The organism is Aeromonas sp. 602658 (assembly GCF_049173005.1).
In the GTDB taxonomy this organism is placed as follows: domain Bacteria; phylum Pseudomonadota; class Gammaproteobacteria; order Enterobacterales; family Aeromonadaceae; genus Aeromonas; species Aeromonas veronii_A.
In genome coordinates, this window is the sequence record NZ_JAAKRF010000004.1 from 162,281 (window position 1) to 177,928 (window position 15,648).

At 58.2% G+C, this 15,648-nt stretch carries 20 protein-coding genes and 1 pseudogene; 15 read left to right on the forward strand and 6 right to left on the reverse strand.

Annotated features, from left to right (window positions below; genetic code table 11):
• Positions 1-239 precede the first annotated feature (239 nt).
• Positions 240-1,610, forward strand: a complete 1,371-nt coding sequence (locus G5253_RS06285) for an L-serine ammonia-lyase (protein WP_005336844.1) — start codon at positions 240-242, stop codon at positions 1,608-1,610.
• Between the two features lie 738 nt (positions 1,611-2,348).
• On the opposite strand, the gene G5253_RS06290 is transcribed toward G5253_RS06285, so the two are convergent.
• A complete protein-coding gene (locus tag G5253_RS06290) occupies positions 2,349-2,627 on the reverse strand; it encodes a YcgL domain-containing protein (protein ID WP_005360946.1) in 279 nt (92 codons plus the stop codon).
• Positions 2,628-2,734: 107 nt separating this feature from the next.
• On the opposite strand from G5253_RS06290, the gene minC reads away from it, so the two are divergent.
• From minC to mtgA, 5 genes are all read left to right on the forward strand, one after another.
• A complete protein-coding gene (minC, locus tag G5253_RS06295) occupies positions 2,735-3,454 on the forward strand; it encodes a septum site-determining protein MinC (RefSeq protein WP_139408307.1) in 720 nt (239 codons plus the stop codon).
• A gap of 18 nt (positions 3,455-3,472) precedes the next feature.
• Positions 3,473-4,285 (forward strand): septum site-determining protein MinD, encoded by an 813-nt coding sequence (minD, locus tag G5253_RS06300; RefSeq protein WP_005336847.1) that lies wholly within the window; start codon positions 3,473-3,475, stop codon positions 4,283-4,285.
• 2 nt (positions 4,286-4,287) lie between these two features.
• Positions 4,288-4,554: a cell division topological specificity factor MinE gene (gene minE / locus G5253_RS06305; RefSeq protein ID WP_005336848.1), complete on the forward strand. Its 267-nt coding sequence runs from the start codon at positions 4,288-4,290 to the stop codon at positions 4,552-4,554.
• A gap of 198 nt (positions 4,555-4,752) precedes the next feature.
• Entirely contained in the window at positions 4,753-5,079 is a 327-nt protein-coding gene (locus G5253_RS06310; protein WP_005352317.1) for an HI1450 family dsDNA-mimic protein, read from the forward strand.
• Positions 5,064-5,855 (forward strand): monofunctional biosynthetic peptidoglycan transglycosylase, encoded by a 792-nt coding sequence (gene mtgA / locus G5253_RS06315; protein WP_266134704.1) that lies wholly within the window; start codon positions 5,064-5,066, stop codon positions 5,853-5,855. The genes G5253_RS06310 and mtgA overlap by 16 nt, the downstream gene beginning before the upstream one ends.
• A gap of 3 nt (positions 5,856-5,858) precedes the next feature.
• Here mtgA and G5253_RS06320 read toward each other — a convergent pair whose 3' ends face one another.
• A complete protein-coding gene (locus G5253_RS06320) occupies positions 5,859-5,987 on the reverse strand; it encodes a hypothetical protein (protein ID WP_019445852.1) in 129 nt (42 codons plus the stop codon).
• A gap of 147 nt (positions 5,988-6,134) precedes the next feature.
• Between G5253_RS06320 and G5253_RS06325 the strand changes: the two genes are divergently transcribed.
• On the forward strand, positions 6,135-6,458 hold the full coding sequence (locus G5253_RS06325) for an HI1450 family dsDNA-mimic protein (RefSeq protein ID WP_005336851.1): 324 nt from the start codon (positions 6,135-6,137) through the stop codon (positions 6,456-6,458).
• 55 nt (positions 6,459-6,513) lie between these two features.
• On the opposite strand, the gene G5253_RS06330 is transcribed toward G5253_RS06325, so the two are convergent.
• Both G5253_RS06330 and G5253_RS06335 read right to left on the reverse strand, forming a co-directional pair.
• On the reverse strand, positions 6,514-6,825 hold the full coding sequence (locus G5253_RS06330) for a DUF1289 domain-containing protein (protein WP_042055920.1): 312 nt from the start codon (positions 6,823-6,825) through the stop codon (positions 6,514-6,516).
• Between the two features lies 1 nt (position 6,826).
• The gene (locus tag G5253_RS06335; protein ID WP_236727592.1) at positions 6,827-7,687 is read right to left on the reverse strand and encodes a CvfB family protein; all 861 of its coding nucleotides are present in this window, start codon (positions 7,685-7,687) and stop codon (positions 6,827-6,829) included.
• A gap of 231 nt (positions 7,688-7,918) precedes the next feature.
• Here G5253_RS06335 and G5253_RS06340 point away from each other — a divergent pair, with 231 nt between their 5' ends.
• The 4 genes from G5253_RS06340 to G5253_RS06355 all read left to right on the forward strand — a co-directional run bounded on the left by G5253_RS06340 (position 7,919) and on the right by G5253_RS06355 (position 10,302).
• Positions 7,919-9,133, forward strand: a complete 1,215-nt coding sequence (locus G5253_RS06340; protein WP_266134705.1) for a UPF0149 family protein — start codon at positions 7,919-7,921, stop codon at positions 9,131-9,133.
• A 170-nt stretch (positions 9,134-9,303) separates the two neighbouring features.
• Positions 9,304-9,768 carry a MarR family winged helix-turn-helix transcriptional regulator gene (locus tag G5253_RS06345; protein WP_042055915.1) on the forward strand — a complete coding sequence of 155 codons (465 nt, stop codon included), beginning with the start codon at positions 9,304-9,306 and terminating at the stop codon, positions 9,766-9,768.
• 2 nt (positions 9,769-9,770) lie between these two features.
• On the forward strand, positions 9,771-9,959 hold the full coding sequence (locus G5253_RS06350) for a DUF4250 domain-containing protein (protein WP_019445848.1): 189 nt from the start codon (positions 9,771-9,773) through the stop codon (positions 9,957-9,959).
• 163 nt (positions 9,960-10,122) lie between these two features.
• Positions 10,123-10,302: a hypothetical protein gene (locus G5253_RS06355; protein ID WP_042055911.1), complete on the forward strand. Its 180-nt coding sequence runs from the start codon at positions 10,123-10,125 to the stop codon at positions 10,300-10,302.
• A 184-nt stretch (positions 10,303-10,486) separates the two neighbouring features.
• Here G5253_RS06355 and G5253_RS06360 read toward each other — a convergent pair whose 3' ends face one another.
• Positions 10,487-11,074 carry an FMN-dependent NADH-azoreductase gene (locus G5253_RS06360; protein ID WP_042055909.1) on the reverse strand — a complete coding sequence of 196 codons (588 nt, stop codon included), beginning with the start codon at positions 11,072-11,074 and terminating at the stop codon, positions 10,487-10,489.
• Between the two features lie 274 nt (positions 11,075-11,348).
• On the opposite strand from G5253_RS06360, the gene G5253_RS06365 reads away from it, so the two are divergent.
• The 4 genes from G5253_RS06365 to G5253_RS06380 all read left to right on the forward strand — a co-directional run bounded on the left by G5253_RS06365 (position 11,349) and on the right by G5253_RS06380 (position 14,716).
• Positions 11,349-12,191, forward strand: a complete 843-nt coding sequence (locus tag G5253_RS06365) for a DMT family transporter (RefSeq protein ID WP_230599631.1) — start codon at positions 11,349-11,351, stop codon at positions 12,189-12,191.
• A gap of 85 nt (positions 12,192-12,276) precedes the next feature.
• On the forward strand, positions 12,277-13,455 hold the full coding sequence (purT, locus tag G5253_RS06370) for a formate-dependent phosphoribosylglycinamide formyltransferase (RefSeq protein WP_266134706.1): 1,179 nt from the start codon (positions 12,277-12,279) through the stop codon (positions 13,453-13,455).
• 126 nt (positions 13,456-13,581) lie between these two features.
• Positions 13,582-14,241 (forward strand): hexitol phosphatase HxpB, encoded by a 660-nt coding sequence (gene hxpB, locus G5253_RS06375; protein ID WP_127005685.1) that lies wholly within the window; start codon positions 13,582-13,584, stop codon positions 14,239-14,241.
• Positions 14,242-14,512: 271 nt separating this feature from the next.
• Positions 14,513-14,716 carry a CPXCG motif-containing cysteine-rich protein gene (locus G5253_RS06380; protein WP_266134707.1) on the forward strand — a complete coding sequence of 68 codons (204 nt, stop codon included), beginning with the start codon at positions 14,513-14,515 and terminating at the stop codon, positions 14,714-14,716.
• 157 nt (positions 14,717-14,873) lie between these two features.
• On the opposite strand, the pseudogene G5253_RS06385 reads toward G5253_RS06380, so the two are convergent.
• A pseudogene (locus G5253_RS06385) lies at positions 14,874-15,648 on the reverse strand (IS3 family transposase); the annotation flags it as partial.

The following is a 15,648-nucleotide window of genomic DNA, read 5'->3' on the forward strand; positions in this document are numbered from 1 at the left end:
CGGCATCGCCGGGTATTTTTATGGGCAAACGCTTAACAAAATGGATAAGCACAAAAATAAATTTTATACTCGCGCCTCAGATTCAACAAAAATAGATCTATTTCAACTTTTTTTAGGTATGGAGCCGTTACACTACGGTTATCTGGTTCTGTGACCTGCGCTGACAAGCGCGTTCCATGGATCTCCCAAATTTCTGTGAGTGGGCATGCCGCCCCCTTCTACCCTGAGGTAATAGTGACATGATCAGCGTTTTTGATATCTTCAAAATCGGTGTAGGCCCCTCTTCTTCCCACACTGTTGGCCCGATGAAAGCGGCCAAACAGTTTGTTGACGAGCTGCGCGCGGGCGGCAAGATCCGCGATGTAACCCGGATCAATGTCGACGTCTACGGCTCCCTCTCCTGGACTGGCAAAGGCCACCATACCGACACTGCCATCATCATGGGCCTGGCTGGCAACCTGCCGGAAAATGTCGATATCGATGCCATCCCCGAGTTTATCTCCCGTGTTGAACAGACCGAGCGCCTGCCGATCGGCCTGCACTGCCACACCGTAAGCTTCCCGCGCGACGCCATGGTATTCCACGACGAAGCCCTGCCGCTGCACGAAAACGGCATGAAGCTGACCGCCCTGATTGAAGATGAAGTGGTTTACAGCAAGACCTACTACTCCATCGGTGGTGGTTTCATCGTTGACGAAGAGAACTTCGGCAAGGCTGACAGCGGCGACATGTCCGTACGCTATCCGTTCAAGAGCGCCGCTGAGCTGGTTGCCCATTGCAGCCAGACCGGTCTCTCCATCTCTGCCCTGATGATGGAAAACGAGAAGTGCTTCAACACCCCGGAAGAGATCTACAAGAAGTTCGGCAAGATCTGGAACACCATGCGCGAAGGTATCGAGCGCGGCTGCCGTACCGAAGGCGTTCTCTCCGGCCCGCTGCGCGTACCCCGTCGTGCCGCACCGCTCTACCGTCAGCTCAACACCAACGAGAACCTCTCGAGCGACCCGATGAACATCGTTGACTGGGTCAACATGTTCGCTCTGGCCGTGAGTGAAGAGAATGCTGCCGGTGGCCGAGTGGTCACTGCCCCGACCAACGGCGCTGCCGGTATCATCCCGGCCGTACTGGCTTACTACGACAAGTTCATCCAGCCGGTTGGCCGCGACGAGTACACCCGTTTCTACCTGGCTGCCGGTGCCGTCGGCATCCTCTACAAGATGAACGCCTCCATCTCCGGCGCCGAAGTGGGCTGTCAGGGTGAAGTGGGTGTCTCCTGCTCCATGGCCGCTGCCGGTCTGACCGAGCTGATGGGCGGTAGCCCGGAGCACGTCTGCGAAGCTGCCGAGATCGGCATGGAGCACAACCTGGGTCTGACCTGTGACCCGGTTGCCGGTCAGGTACAGGTGCCTTGCATCGAGCGTAACGCCATCGCAGCCATGAAAGCGGTCAACGCCTCCCGTATGGCCCTGCGTCGTACCTCCAAGCCGCGCGTCTCCCTGGACAAGGTGATCGAGACCATGTACATCACCGGCAAGGACATGGACTCCAAGTACCGTGAAACCTCCCGTGGTGGTCTGGCCATCAAGGTGATGCAGGTTGCTTGCGAATAAATAAGGGTTGCGACCCTCATCTGAACAAAGGCGGGATATCCCGCCTTTTTTATTGCCCAGATGGGATGCCGGGCACTTAAACCGGCATAACGACCATTTCACTGTAGGAAGTCGCTGATATGTACCTGCTATCTTGCCCCGGTCACGATTCCACAACTAATCGATATCGAGATGCCCCCTCAGCTCAATATCCCCCCTTTGGTCATACCCTTGTTTGGCAAGACGCGGTTACCACTCACCCTGCGGATTATCACGCCGCCACATTGATTGCCTCCTATCTGATACTTTCGTGATCAGGGCAAACAATCAAGCACACAAACAGGGGGTTAGCTCATCATTTTGGCCACAGCGCATCGCTCAAACTGGTTTTAGCACCGTTATCACCGCCCTCTTTACGCGCCCTTTGATGGACAACTCATCACGCAGTGGAGGCCAAAAAAGCGCCCAAGGAAGAGGCTGAAATAATCGATGAATGAGCCAATAGCCGTTGAAATGGAGGATATGACAGCACGCCGCTCGCTATTTTTGTGAGCGCCAGCAAAGGTTGAGGATATGGTGTTGGGAGTAGATTGACTTTCTATTTAAACAGCGAAAAGTGAATATCACCAAAGGGAGGGTTTAATTTGGCCAGATCCTGTCTCGGGATTAACGCAAGCTACCTCACCGGGGCCGGAATGCGTCATGCAGAGTCACAAAGAATTAGCCCCGCTGGGCAGAACGCACCACGGGGCTGGATATTCAGGATGGTTTTTTCAGGCTGGCCTTGTGCTGCTCCAGCAAATTCTCAGGGGGCGGCGGCACCTGCAGGTAGAACCCCTGGTTGGTCAGCGCGGCCATCACCTTGCCGACATCAGCCAGACCCAAGGGCTTGGCCGGATCCAGCTTGGTCATCAGCACCAGCTCGGGACGCCCGAATGCGCTCAGCAGTGGCTCGGGAACACGGGAGAAATCCTCTCTTTTTTCAACAAAAAGGTAGGTCTCGGCTTTTTTGCGACTTTTATAGACTGCACACAACATGGAAATTGATATAATCCGACGAGTTTATTGCCTCTGATGGGGGCAAACTATAACATCAGGAATTGAATAACAATAACGGATTAGCATCTCTGCCTCGGGGAAGATTCATGGTTGAGCGCGATAACGAATTGAAAGGGACCACCTTCACTATTTCTGTGTTGCATATCAGCGATGGCGAGCCTGAGCGGATACGTCAGTTGTTGGCCGAAAAAGTGGCCCAGGCACCCTACTTTTTTAATTGTGCGCCGCTGGTGATCAATGTTTCCCGACTGGAACATATTCCCGATTTCGAACAGCTCAAGGAGCTGGTGGAGTCCGAAGAGTTTGTGCTGGTCGGCATCACGGGGGCGCGCAGTGAAGAGATGAAGACAGCCGCCAAGGCGGTGGGACTGGCCGTGATGGCCTCGGGCAAGAGTCGCAAGAGCGAACCGGAACCCGAGCCTGCCCCAGTGCCAGCCGCCCCTGAGGTGGTTCCCGAGCCCGAACCCGCCCCCTTGATCCCGAGCAAGGTACATGTGGGACCGGTTCGTTCCGGCCAGCAGATTTACGCCGCCGGCACCTCGCTGGTGGTGCTGGGGTCCGTCAGTCCGGGAGCCGAAGTGCTCGCCGACGACAGCATTCATATTTATGGCACCCTGCGTGGCAGAGCCATTGCCGGTGCCCGGGGAAACACCCAGGCCCGGATCTATTGCCAGCAATTACAGGCCGAGCTGCTCTCCATCGCGGGCACATTCCAGCTGAGCGATGCATTGCCGGCAGGCCTGATCCAGCAACCGGTACACGTCCGGCTGGACAACGAACAACTCCGAATAGACCGTATCAAATAGAGTTACAAGGAAGCGAGAATGGCGCGAATCATAGTCGTTACATCGGGTAAAGGTGGCGTTGGCAAGACCACAACCAGTGCGGCCCTGAGCACCGGCTTAGCCCAGCGTGGTCACAAGACAGTGGTCATTGACTTTGACATCGGTCTGAGAAACCTGGATCTCATCATGGGCTGCGAGCGGCGCGTGGTGTATGACTTCGTCAACGTCATCAACGGGGAAGCAAACCTCAATCAGGCGCTGATCAAGGACAAACGCTCTGAAAATCTGTTTATCCTGCCCGCCTCCCAGACCCGGGACAAAGATGCCCTCACCCGTGAGGGGGTCGAGAAGATCCTGGATCAGCTGGCAGAGATGAAGTTCGATTACATCGTCTGCGACTCCCCGGCGGGGATCGAGGCGGGCGCACTGATGGCACTCTATTTTGCCGATGAAGCGATCGTCACCACCAACCCGGAAGTCTCTTCCGTGCGTGACTCCGACCGCATCCTTGGCATTCTGGCCTCCAAGTCCCGCCGTGCCGAGCGTGGCGAAGACCCCATCAAGGAGCACCTGCTGCTGACCCGCTACTGCCCGACCCGCGTCAACCGCGGCGACATGCTGAGCGTGCAGGATGTGCAGGAGATCCTGGCCATCCCGCTGCTCGGGGTGATCCCGGAGTCCCAGGCGGTGCTGCGCGCCTCCAACTCCGGCGAACCGGTTATTCTGGACAAGGAGTCCGATGCCGGTCAGGCCTACGAAGATGCGGTGTCCCGCCTGCTGGGCGATGCCAAGGAATTTCGTTTTCTGGAAGAAGAGAAGAAGGGCTTCTTTAGCCGACTGTTCGGGAGTTAAACATGTCATTATTGGATTATTTTCGTTCCAACAAGAAACAGAACACCGCACAACTGGCCAAAGAGCGGTTGCAGATCATTGTTGCTCACGAGCGTTCATCCAGAGGGGGGCCGGATTACCTGCCCCAGCTCAAACAGGACATCCTCGATGTGATCCGCAAATACGTCAACATTGATCCGGAGAAGATAACCGTCCAACTGGATCAGAAGAGTGATGAGCTGTCGGTACTGGAGCTCAACATCACCTTCGCCGATGACAAGAAGGGATGAGCTGACGCCCTATGCGTGACCCCTTCCCCCAATGAAGACCGGATCCTGTCACTGGATCCGGTTTTTTTATTGGCACAAAAACAGGCCACAGCGGCTCGCCTCATCTCGCCAAGGGGGCTGCCGACCGCTAGAATAGCGCCGCCCCGCAGGCTGTGATCTGCGCTGGCACCTTTTTCTCTTTTCTGGAACAGACCGCTTATGTCTATGAATGACGAAATGCACAGCGTCGAGGAACTGCTCGATACCGCCCTCGAACTCTTTATGGAGCTGGCCTCTGACAACCTGCCGGAGCAGGAGATCGCCCGCTTCAATCAGGAGTTCAACGACCGCGGCCTGCTGGCCGAAACCGACCCGGCCGATGACTGGGAAGCGGACGTGGGTTTTGCCGTGAGCGACACCGACTATGCCGAGATCTGGGTTGGCCTTGGCAATGAAGAACAAGAGTATGAGCACTTGTTTGCCCGTATGCTGCTCTCCCGCCGTGTTGACGAGAAGTTTTGCCACATCGAATGGCTGCCCCAATAATTCCGGATCCCGATGATCCCAGCCACTATCAGTGGGAGTCTGACCCTGACTCTGTGGCCCCTGAACGTCCATCTGTATCGCTTGGGCGCCGGGTGTTGAGGTGGGCAGGCAAGATTGCGCTGGCCGGGCTGATCTGCTCGGTCGGCTCGGTCGCCTTGCTACGTTTTATCGATCCGCCGATGTGGAGCTGGCGTATCGAGCGGGCCCTCTTTCCGCCCGCCAAGATCACCCAGGTGCGCCATGATTGGGTGGATCTGGAGTCCATCTCCAAGGAGCTGCAACTGGCGGTGATCGCCGCCGAGGATCAGCGCTTTGCCGAGCACAACGGCTTTGACATGGATGCCATCAACGCCGCACTCAAGCACAACCAGCACAGCGAACGGGTGCGCGGCGCCAGCACCCTCAGCCAGCAGACCGCCAAGAACCTCTTTATGTGGAGTGATCGCAGCTTCCTGCGCAAGGGGCTGGAGGCCTGGTTTACCCTGCTGATGGAGCTGGGCTGGGACAAGGCCCGCATTCTCGAGGTCTATCTCAATATCGTGGAGTTCGGCCCCGGCATCTATGGCGCCGAAGCCGCCGCCCGCACCTACTTTGGCAAACCGGCCAGCCGCTTGACCCGCTACGAGTCATCCCTGCTGGCCGCCGCCCTGCCCAACCCGTGGCGCTATCGGGTCAAGCCCCCTTCACCCTATGTGCAGAAGCGCTCGGTCTGGATCCGCCGCCAGATGGGGCAACTGGGCCAGATCACCCTCAATCGGGTGCATCAGGCCGACTGATCCTCAGGGCTCATCGGGTTTCTCCGGTGGGCCCAGATGGCCGCCCACCGTTTCGCGATGGAGCGGCAGATAGTGCCACCACCAGGCCTCGCGCCGTCGCTTGATCTGTTGCCGCCGTCCCCGCTGCTTCATCCCCTCACTCCCTGCCAGCTGATCCGCGCCTTAACCATACTCCCCCAACGGCAACTTGGACAGGCCAGCCACGCCCGGCGTACTGGTCTGGCCGCCACAGTCAATAATTGTTACAGTAGCGAACCTCGATGTATCTGGAGTGATTTCATGGAACAGCGTACCCCGGATCAGCTGGTCGAATGGGCCTATGATCAGTTTCTTGAGCAGGCCGCCGATATGCTGGCCCCCGAACAAATAGTCGACATCACCCTGGAGTTTGAGCAGCGTGGCGCCGTGGAGGCAACCCTGCCCAATGCCGACTGGTCGACCGAGCTGGGTGAGCCGGTCGATATGGAGCGCTGGGTCGAAGTGTGGGTCGGTTTGCTGGATCATCAGGATGAGTTTGAGGTGATCTTTGCCACCTTCCTGCTGCCCCGCCTGCTGACCGAAGATCAAGTGCATGTGCGCTGGCATCGCCAGCAGCAGGCATAAAAAAGGCGCCATCGGCGCCTTTCTTGTTTCTATTTTCACTTAATTCAGTTCTCTGCTAATACTGCGCCGCGATGGCCTTGGCCAGACAGCGGCGGCACCAGCAAGCGCTGGCCTCCTGCATCGGCATTGCCGGCAACTGGCTGCACCAGCACTGGGCGATGGTCTGACCGGCAGAGACAGCGCAATAGGCCGGTTCGCCACAACCCGGACAGCGGTGGGTGCTTTTCGAGCCATTCAGCTCGGCCATCACCGCCAGCTGGGCCTTGCTATCCATCGCCGACCAGTGGCCGATCTCGGTCAGGGTGCGGCCACAACCAAGGCAAAGCCCATCTTTCGCCTTGCAGAGGCCAACACAGGGGCTCGGCATCTTATTCGCTATCCACTGCCGAGTCGGTCTCTGTGGCCACCAGAGTGATGGCGTTATCTTCGATGACGATCTTGCCCTGCTTGTAGAGGCCGCCGATCGCCTTCTTGAAGGTACCCTTGCTCATGCTGAACAGCTTGTAGATGAGCTCGGGTTCGCTCTTGTCACCCACCGCCAGACTGCCGCCCTGCTTTTTCATCCGGCTCAGAATGCGCTCACCAGCGTCATCAACCCGCGCCAGACCCGGCTTTTGCAGGGTCAGATCGAGCTTGCCATCTTCGCGCACCTGCTTGACCCAGGCGGTTTGCGGCCGACCGGTCATCACTCGGCCAAACACTTCGTTCTTGAACAGCATGCCGGGATACTGACCGTTGACGATCACCTTGATGCCAAGGGGCGAGTGCTCCCCCGGCAGCGCGGTCACTTCGTCACCGACCTTGAAGTTGCTGCCGGCCGGGGTCAGGAAACGCTCGATGCGGCTGGTGCCGACCATGCGCCCTTCGTTATCCAGTTGCAGACGCACCAGATAAACGTGGCCCACCTGCATCGGCTTGTTCTGCTCGCGGCTCGGCACAAACAGATCCTTTTTCATGCCCCAGTCGAGGAAGGCACCAATCTTGTTGGCATTGACCACTTTCAGACCGGCAAATTCGTCCACCATGGCAAATGGCTTGTCGGTGGTGATCACCGGCTCGCAATCGGCATCCAGATAGAGGAAGACCTGCACGCTATCCCCCTCTTTCACCCCTTCCGGGAGTTGACGTTTGGGCAGCAGCAGTTCACCGTACTCATCGGCCGAAAGCCAAGCGCCACGGTCTTCGAGTTCAACAACGGTGAGGGTGTTCATCTTGCCAATCTGTATCATGGTGCTCTCTTTTTTCATTACCCGGATGGGCCAACTGAACATGGCCCCTATGGGCACGCATGTTACCTCAAGAGCGGTGATCCGGCCTAGTCCCCAAGCCACCACGAGCCGCCCTTTCGCCCCTATCTTATCCGCCAATGGTGATTAAATCGCCAAACAGGCGGCCATTTGCTGCAAATAACCCCACTTTTAGGTAGACTTCGCGGCTGTTCAAATCCAGAGGAACTGTCGATGAACCCATCCACTCGTACCCGCCATCTTAATCAATGGATCCAGAGCCACAGCGATCAGGACATGACCTACCCGGCCCTGCACGGTTTTCTCTCTGCTCGTCTGGTAGGGCCGGAAAGCCCTGACTGGCAACGCCCGCTGGCTGGTCTGCTGGAACAGGATGCCGAGTTGGATGAAAAAAGCGCAGAAGCCCTCAACCACCTGATCGCCGAGCTGGAATCCCAGGCCGACGACGCCCAGCTGGCCCTGCCGAGTCAATGCCGCCTGCCCAGCGATAACCCCGAGCAGGTGTTCGAACAGAGCCACCCACTCGGTCAATGGTGTTATGGCTTCAGCATGGGTTTTGCCACCTGGCCCAAGCCGAAGGATTTGAACGACCCGACCACCCAGTACCGCTTCAGTCTGGCCGCCGAGCTGAGCCTGTTTCGCGACAAGCAGATGGCCCAGATGCTCTATAGCGCCGCCGCCAGCGAACTCCCCTTTGTCGAGTTCTGCAAACGACAGCGCCAGAACATGAAAACCGCCCTCAACCAGTTGCTCAACCTCGACCAGTATCAGGCCGCCCCCAACGCTGATGTGGCCCTCAATGGCGAGCAGGCCCAACAGTGGCAGACCTGGTTCGAGCTGGCCGACAGCTGCCGCGATCATCAGGCCCGCCTCGGCTGGTTCGAGAAGATCATCGCCGATGCCACTCCGCTGTTTGATGAAGCCTTCTGGCAGCAAATCGACGGCCACGGCTGGAGTGCCCCCGAGCTGCGTCCTCTGCTGGCCGCCAGAGCCGGCCGCGCCGACTGCCTGCTGCGCCTTGGCAAGCTGGGCGAGGCCAAAGCGGAGTATCTGGCGCTGCTGACAATCTGCATGGCCGATGAACCGGGTTGCCGCTACAACCTCTCCACCCTCTATGCACTGCAAGGGGATTGGCAGGCGTTGGCCGCCCTGCTGGTGCGCTTCGATGAAGCCTCCAGCTGGTTGCTCTATAACAAGGCGCTGATGGTCTTTGCTACCGAGGGTGCCGAGGCAGCCAAGCCCCATCTGCTGGTCGCCATCGAGGCCAACCCGCACATTCCGGCCTGCTTGCTGGGTCAGCGCAAGCTGCCCAAACAGGAGCCACAAAGCTGGCAAGCGGGCAGCCGCGACGAGGCCGCGCTCTACGCTATCCACACTCGCGAGGCCTGGCTCAAGCAGAATGCCCTCATCTGGTTGCGTAAAGGCTGAACAGCGTTGGCTTAAAATCCCGTCGGTCAGACCCGGTTTTTCCTTGAGGGCGTGCGCCACCGCACATTTCATCGCAACCGGGTCAGACAAATCAGCTTGAGTTTCGTATCATCAATGTCAAAGTATCAAAAGAAACTGCATCTGATGCAGCCGTCACAGCAGGGTGTAATATGTCAAAAATCATAGCGTTACTCGCTCACTACCCGCCCTATCAGTTGGTACATGCCGCCGAGATGCTACGGGATACCTTCGAACAGTTTTATGAACAGCGCTACCAGCTGACGGTACCCCAGTGGCGCCTGATGATGGTGCTCGGCCCCCACTACCCAATCAGCCAGAAAGAGCTGGTCGAGGCGAGCGGCATGGACAAGGTGCGCATCTCCCGCGAGATCCGCCGTCTAGTCGAAAAAGGGATCATCTTTACCGAGAGCAGCGAGCAGGACAAACGCATCAGTCTGGTCTCCCTCACCAATGCCGGGCTCGCCCTCTTCCTGCAGCTCAAGAGTGAAGCGGGCAGCTGGCAACATACCCTGACCGACTATCTGCCGAGCGAATCCCGCGAGGCGATCCGCCAGCATCTGCACAGCGTCAGCGCCGCCATCGAGCAGCTGCAATCACTGGATCGGGAGAAATAATCATGGATTTGAAAAAGTTCGCCACCATGGACATCAACATGCTATTGAGCGTCGTCAATATGCAGCTGCGTGATCGCTATGACGATCTGGATGATCTCTGCAAAGCGCAGGAGATCGATCAGGCGGCACTGGAAGCGCGGCTCGCCAGCGGCGATTTTCACTACCAGCCAGCGCAGAAACAGTTCAGATAAAGAGAGCTAGCGGGATCGGGATCACAGCGCCAGTGATGGCGCTGGCTCTGCAGTAAAAACCTGATATGGTCTGAAGAGCCCCAACAAGGTGATGCACGGATACATCACCCTGTCACAAGAGGGCATTAAAATCGTTTCAGGTGAGCAAACCAAGGATGACCCCATGATATTGATGACCCGACAGAGCCTGTTGATCACGCTCTGTACCCTGTTGATGATCAGCCTCTTCACGCCCCACTTGCCGCAAAGTACCGAACAGTGGCTGACCACCCTCTTGCTTGGCCTGCTGGTCGCGGTGGCATTGATGCTGGTGCGTGGTTGTCGCCGCTTTATGATGGAGTAGTGACTCCGCCAGAGCGTCTATACCGACCTCTTGCCGCGATACTCTCTGTAGCAGCAACGTCTGTCGCAATCATATCTAGCCCAAAAACAAACGCAGCCTGATGGCTGCGTTCTCGTATCTGGCGGGGCAACCCCTTGAAGAGATAACCCCTGACGGGATAGATAGCCCTTAATAGAGAGAGCCCTTAGATAGCCAGAGCCTCAAGCTGCGCTTTGGCCGCTTCCATCCCCTTGCTCTGGGCATCCGGGCCCATACCCATCCCTTCGGCGTAGATGAAATCCACCTCTTTGATACCGATGAAACCGAGCACGGTACGCATGTAGGGAGTGACCAGATCGGTGGCGCTGCCAACGTGCATGCCGCCACGGGGGCTGATCACCAGCGCACGGGTATTTTCAACCAGACCGACCGGACCGGTCTCGGTATAGCGGAAGGTGACGCCAGCGCGAGCCACCAGATCGATCCAGTTTTTCAGCTGGGTCGGGATGTTGAAGTTGTACATAGGGGCCGCAATCACCACCAAGTCGCTCGCCTTGAGCTCGGCGATCAGCTCGTCAGACTGGGCGATCACCGCCAGTTGACGTTCATTGAGGTTGTCACCACCGCGCAGGCCGGAGGCCAACTCGCCATCCAGCACCGGCAGGTTGAGGGCAGCCAGATCACGCACGGTGACGGCATCATCCTGATGATCAGCCAGGAAGCCGTCGATCAGGGCGTTGGATTGGGAATATTGACCCAGGATGCTGGATTTGAGTACGAGGATATTGGCCATGGTGAAACTCCATTTGGTTGTCGGTTGAACAGCGTTGCTGTCGATGGAGGTCACTCTAAACATTGTGCTTATTTGCTGATAGCGAAAATAGATGCTCAACTTGTTCAAATTTTTTGATGCAAGGCCACTTCCTCGCCAGCCAACCCTGCGGCCGCGCTTCAACCCTTGGCAGAACAAACGATTGCCGTTATGATCCGCCGCACTTTTTTCCAGCGACCCGGATCCCATGATACCCTCGCGCAGGCACTCTCCTTTGGCCGGTGCAGTCTGGATGATGGTGGCAGGACTCTGCTTCGCCGCCGTCAACAGCCTGAGCCAGTATGTTAGCTTCAAACTCGGCCTTGCCTCTACCCAGGTCGCCTTCCATCAATACCTGATCGCCCTGATCTGCCTGCTGCCCTGGCTGGTTCGCCATGGCCTGCGCCAATCCCTGATGACCAATCAGTTCCGGTTGCACCTGTTGCGGGTATTGTTGGCGGTGATCGGCATCCAGCTCTGGCTCTGGGCACTGGCGTACCCCGTTCCTATCTGGCAGGGGATCGCCCTGCTGATGACCTCGCCGCTGTTTGCCACCCTGGGCTCCGCGCTGCTGCTCAAGGAGCAGGTGAGCCGCACCCGCATTCTGGCCACCCTGGCGGGCTTTGCCGGCGCCATGCTGATCCTCGCCCCCTGGACTGACGAATTCAACTGGGCCTCCCTGCTGCCGGTGGCGGCGGCGCTGTTCTGGGCAGGTTACTCCCTGATGGTGCGCTATCAGGCGGCCAACGAATCATCCCACACCATAGTGGTGTATCTGCTTATTTTCAGTACCCCGTTCAACGTCATGCTGGCCCTGCCGGAGTGGCAGTGGCCAAGCGAGAGCCAGTGGCTGCTGGTAGCCGCCTCCGGCGTGTTGACGGCACTGGCCCAGATGTCCATCGCTCGCGCCTACAGCGTGGCGGAGGCCTCCTTCGTACAGCCTTTCGATTTTGCCAAGCTGCCGATGAACGTGCTGGCGGGCTGGCTGGTATTTGGCTGGGCGCCCCCAGGCCGTCTGTGGCTTGGCGCCGCCATCATCATTGGCGCCATTACCTTGCTGACCCATCTGGAGCAGCGCGCTCACAAACCCGTTTCCTGAGGTACGCCATGCGTGCCTCTTTTTTTGTCCGCTATTCGTGTAATAGCGATCATCAACAATGACCATCGACATCAGGAGAGATCGTATGTTTGGAACCGCAACCCGCCCCGGCGCCACCCGTGCCCTGCTGCTGGGCTCCGGCGAACTTGGCAAGGAGGTCGCCATCGAGTTGCAACGGTTCGGGATCGAAGTGATCGCCGCCGACCGCTACCCCAATGCCCCCGCCATGCAGGTGGCCCACGCAGCCCACGTGCTGGACATGCTCGATGGCAACGCCCTGCGTGCCCTGGTTGCCGAGGTCAAACCCGACCTCATCATCCCCGAGATTGAAGCGATTGCCACCGATACCCTGGCTGCCCTTGAGCAAGAAGGGGTCAAGGTAGTGCCCAACGCCCGCGCTACCCAGCTCACCATGAACCGGGAGGGGATCCGCCGCCTCGCCGCCGAGACCCTGGGTCTACCCACCTCACCCTACCGCTTTGCCCAAAGCAAAGGGGAGTTTGTCGCCGCCGTCGAGGCTATCGGCCTGCCCTGCGTGGTGAAACCTGTGATGAGTTCGTCCGGCAAGGGACAGAGCGTGCTGCGCGATCGCGCCAAGCTGGATGAGAGCTGGACCTACGCCCAGGAAGGCGGCCGCGCCGGTCGTGGCAAGGTGATCGTCGAGGGCTTCGTTCCCTTCGAGTACGAGATCACCCTGCTCACGGTACGCGCCGTCGATGGCATTCACTTCTGCGAGCCGATCGGCCACCGGCAGGAAGATGGCGACTATCGCGAATCCTGGCAGCCGCAGATGATGAGCGAACTGGCGCTGGCCCGATCCAAAGAGGTAGCGGCCAAGGTGGTTGAGGCCCTCGGTGGTTACGGCCTGTTCGGGGTCGAACTCTTCATCAAGGGGGATGAAGTGTGGTTTAGTGAAGTCTCGCCTCGCCCCCACGATACCGGCATGGTGACCCTGATCTCTCAGGATCTCTCCGAGTTCGCCCTGCACGTGCGCGCCATTCTGGGGCTGCCGGTCGGCACCATCACCCAGTACGGGCCGAGCGCCTCTGCCGTGGTGCTGCGCGAAGGGCACAGCCAGAATATCCGCTATCAGGGGATTGGTGAGGCATTGGCACTGGTGCCGGGCGCCCAGCTGCGGCTATTTGGCAAGCCGGAGATCGCCGGTCGCCGCCGTCTTGGCGTGGCGCTGGCCCGCGCAGCGGATTGCCAGGATGCGGTAGAGAAAGCCAAAGCCGTGGCCGCCAAGGTCGAAGTGCTGTTCTAAGGACTTTTTTGCCATAGCAAAACAAACGTTTGCCGATGTGATCGGGCGCAAGGGGCATGGCAATGCCCCTTTTGCATTTGCCCGTCAGGCTTATAATCCCCTCTTCAAATTTGTCAGGAGTACAAGATGTTAGCTGCCGTGATCTTCGATATGGATGGTGTTCTGATCGACTCGGAACCCTTTTGGCAACGGGCCCAGATCGCCGTTTTCTCCGAACTGGGTCACCCCCACACCGTCGAGGATTGTGAATCGACCATCGGCGTGCGCATCGATCAGCTGGTCGCCCACTGGTATCGCCTGCGCCCGTGGAGCGGCCCGACTCAGGAAGAGGTAGTACAGCGCATTCTGGATCGGGTCAACGCCCTGATCCTCTCCGAAGGTCAGGCCAAAGCCGGTGTGCTGGAGGCGCTCGACCTTATCGAGGCCCGCGGGCTGAAAGTGGGTCTGGCGACCTCCTCACCCTTTGCGATGGTAGAAGCGGTGCTCGGCAAACTCGGCATTCGCGATCGCTTTATGGCGGTCCACTCCGCTGAAATCGAGCGTTTCGGCAAACCGCACCCGGATGTCTATATCCACGCCGCCGAAAAGCTGGGGGTAGAGCCCGTCCATTGTCTAGCCATCGAAGACAGCTTTACCGGCCTGCTGGCGGCCAAGGCGGCCTCCATGACTGCGCTGATCGTGCCGGATCCCGCTTTAGTGGGTGATCCACGCTTGGCCATCGCCAACTACCAGCTAAGCTCGCTGGCCGAGCTGAATGCCGACATGTTGGCCAGCTGGGTCAAGTAGAGCCTGCTGGCACCCTGTTTCGTTTAAGCCCCCATGCCCGCAGGGGGCTTCTGCCCCCTGTGATTGCCAAGCAACCGTTGGCAATTCCCCTCTTTTCACCCGTCATTCACAACCAGATTGTTCCTCTCGCACACGACCAGTCCAAGCGGTTGCACCTTGCCATCCCTCAGGCTTGATCTCTGTCATAAACGTGCGTTTGCTCGCGGTTAGCCCCCTGCAGCCCGACTAGAATCAGGGTAGATAGGTGGCCCCAGGGCCCGAGGAGGTTATCATGATCGAGTACACCAGCAAACGCATCGTCTGCCCCCACTGTGGCCACCACACCATGGTCGAGCTGGATGCCAGCCAGGGTGATCAGGAGTTTTACGAAGATTGCATGGCCTGTTGCAATCCAATCCACCTGCGGCTGCATCGGGATGAGGAACGCGACCGTCTGCAGCTCTTTGTGGATGCCGACGACGAACAGATGTTTTGACTGTGAGTCACAACATGTCGAGCAGGGCATTGTTGCCTAACTCAGCCAGCAAGTCATGACTTCGGAAGCCCCATTGCTGCTACAACACTTGGGGCTTCTTTACAGGCAGAGCAAGGAGTTCCGTTTGTTTATCGCGCTTATATACGCCATGTAGTGGTCAACTAAATCCGGACACTTGGTTAGGCCGTTCTTCGGCTTTTTCTGGCGGTATCCCGTCATTGTGGTGATGTGGACGCCGCCAGTTGTAGTAATCCATCAGGTAATAACTTATATCGCTTCTCGCAAGCTCATATATCCCATAGCCGGGAGCCACTCTGACTTCAGGCTCCTGAACAGTCGCTCCATCGGGGCGTTATCCCAGCAGTTGCCACGCCGACTCATACTCTGGGTCATGCGATAGCGCCACACTCGTTGCCGAAATGTCCGGCTGCCATATTGGCTGCCCTGGTCGGAGTGAAATAGCACACCTGATGGGCAACCCCGCTGCTGATAGGCCATCTCCAGTGCTTTGATTGCCAATTCTGCATCAGGCTTATCAGACATCGCCCAGCCCACGACCCGCCGGGTGTACAGATCAAGCACCGCTGCCAGGTAATGCCAACGACCACCTGCCAAGACGTAGGTGATATCGCCACACCACACCTGATTGGGTTGCTGGACATCAAATTCGCGGGCCAGCAGATTGGGAATGTCCGGTCGTTCAGACTGTGCCACTTGATAACGGTTTGCGCCCGGCTGTTTGGATACCAGCCCGGCTTCCTTCATCAGGTTGCGTACTTTGCATCGGCCAATCTGATACCCCAACTCCCTCATCATCGACATCAAGGCGCGGCTGCCCGCTGAGTTCCGGCTTTCTTTGAACAACCGGCGCAACTCGCTGCGTTGCTGTATCCGCTCACGGTTAATCGTCCGCTTGCGGGCCAGATAATCGT

Coding starts and splice junctions, on each gene's coding strand:
- G5253_RS06285 (WP_005336844.1), top strand. CDS start 240: ATGATCAGCGTTTTTGATATCTTCAAAATCGGTGTAGGCCCCTCTTCT.
- G5253_RS06290 (WP_005360946.1), bottom strand. CDS start 2,627: ATGTTGTGTGCAGTCTATAAAAGTCGCAAAAAAGCCGAGACCTACCTT.
- minC (WP_139408307.1), top strand. CDS start 2,735: ATGGTTGAGCGCGATAACGAATTGAAAGGGACCACCTTCACTATTTCT.
- minD (WP_005336847.1), top strand. CDS start 3,473: ATGGCGCGAATCATAGTCGTTACATCGGGTAAAGGTGGCGTTGGCAAG.
- minE (WP_005336848.1), top strand. CDS start 4,288: ATGTCATTATTGGATTATTTTCGTTCCAACAAGAAACAGAACACCGCA.
- G5253_RS06310 (WP_005352317.1), top strand. CDS start 4,753: ATGTCTATGAATGACGAAATGCACAGCGTCGAGGAACTGCTCGATACC.
- mtgA (WP_266134704.1), top strand. CDS start 5,064: ATGGCTGCCCCAATAATTCCGGATCCCGATGATCCCAGCCACTATCAG.
- G5253_RS06320 (WP_019445852.1), bottom strand. CDS start 5,987: ATGAAGCAGCGGGGACGGCGGCAACAGATCAAGCGACGGCGCGAGGCC.
- G5253_RS06325 (WP_005336851.1), top strand. CDS start 6,135: ATGGAACAGCGTACCCCGGATCAGCTGGTCGAATGGGCCTATGATCAG.
- G5253_RS06330 (WP_042055920.1), bottom strand. CDS start 6,825: ATGCCGAGCCCCTGTGTTGGCCTCTGCAAGGCGAAAGATGGGCTTTGC.
- G5253_RS06335 (WP_236727592.1), bottom strand. CDS start 7,687: ATGATACAGATTGGCAAGATGAACACCCTCACCGTTGTTGAACTCGAA.
- G5253_RS06340 (WP_266134705.1), top strand. CDS start 7,919: ATGAACCCATCCACTCGTACCCGCCATCTTAATCAATGGATCCAGAGC.
- G5253_RS06345 (WP_042055915.1), top strand. CDS start 9,304: ATGTCAAAAATCATAGCGTTACTCGCTCACTACCCGCCCTATCAGTTG.
- G5253_RS06350 (WP_019445848.1), top strand. CDS start 9,771: ATGGATTTGAAAAAGTTCGCCACCATGGACATCAACATGCTATTGAGC.
- G5253_RS06355 (WP_042055911.1), top strand. CDS start 10,123: ATGATATTGATGACCCGACAGAGCCTGTTGATCACGCTCTGTACCCTG.
- G5253_RS06360 (WP_042055909.1), bottom strand. CDS start 11,074: ATGGCCAATATCCTCGTACTCAAATCCAGCATCCTGGGTCAATATTCC.
- G5253_RS06365 (WP_230599631.1), top strand. CDS start 11,349: ATGGTGGCAGGACTCTGCTTCGCCGCCGTCAACAGCCTGAGCCAGTAT.
- purT (WP_266134706.1), top strand. CDS start 12,277: ATGTTTGGAACCGCAACCCGCCCCGGCGCCACCCGTGCCCTGCTGCTG.
- hxpB (WP_127005685.1), top strand. CDS start 13,582: ATGTTAGCTGCCGTGATCTTCGATATGGATGGTGTTCTGATCGACTCG.
- G5253_RS06380 (WP_266134707.1), top strand. CDS start 14,513: ATGATCGAGTACACCAGCAAACGCATCGTCTGCCCCCACTGTGGCCAC.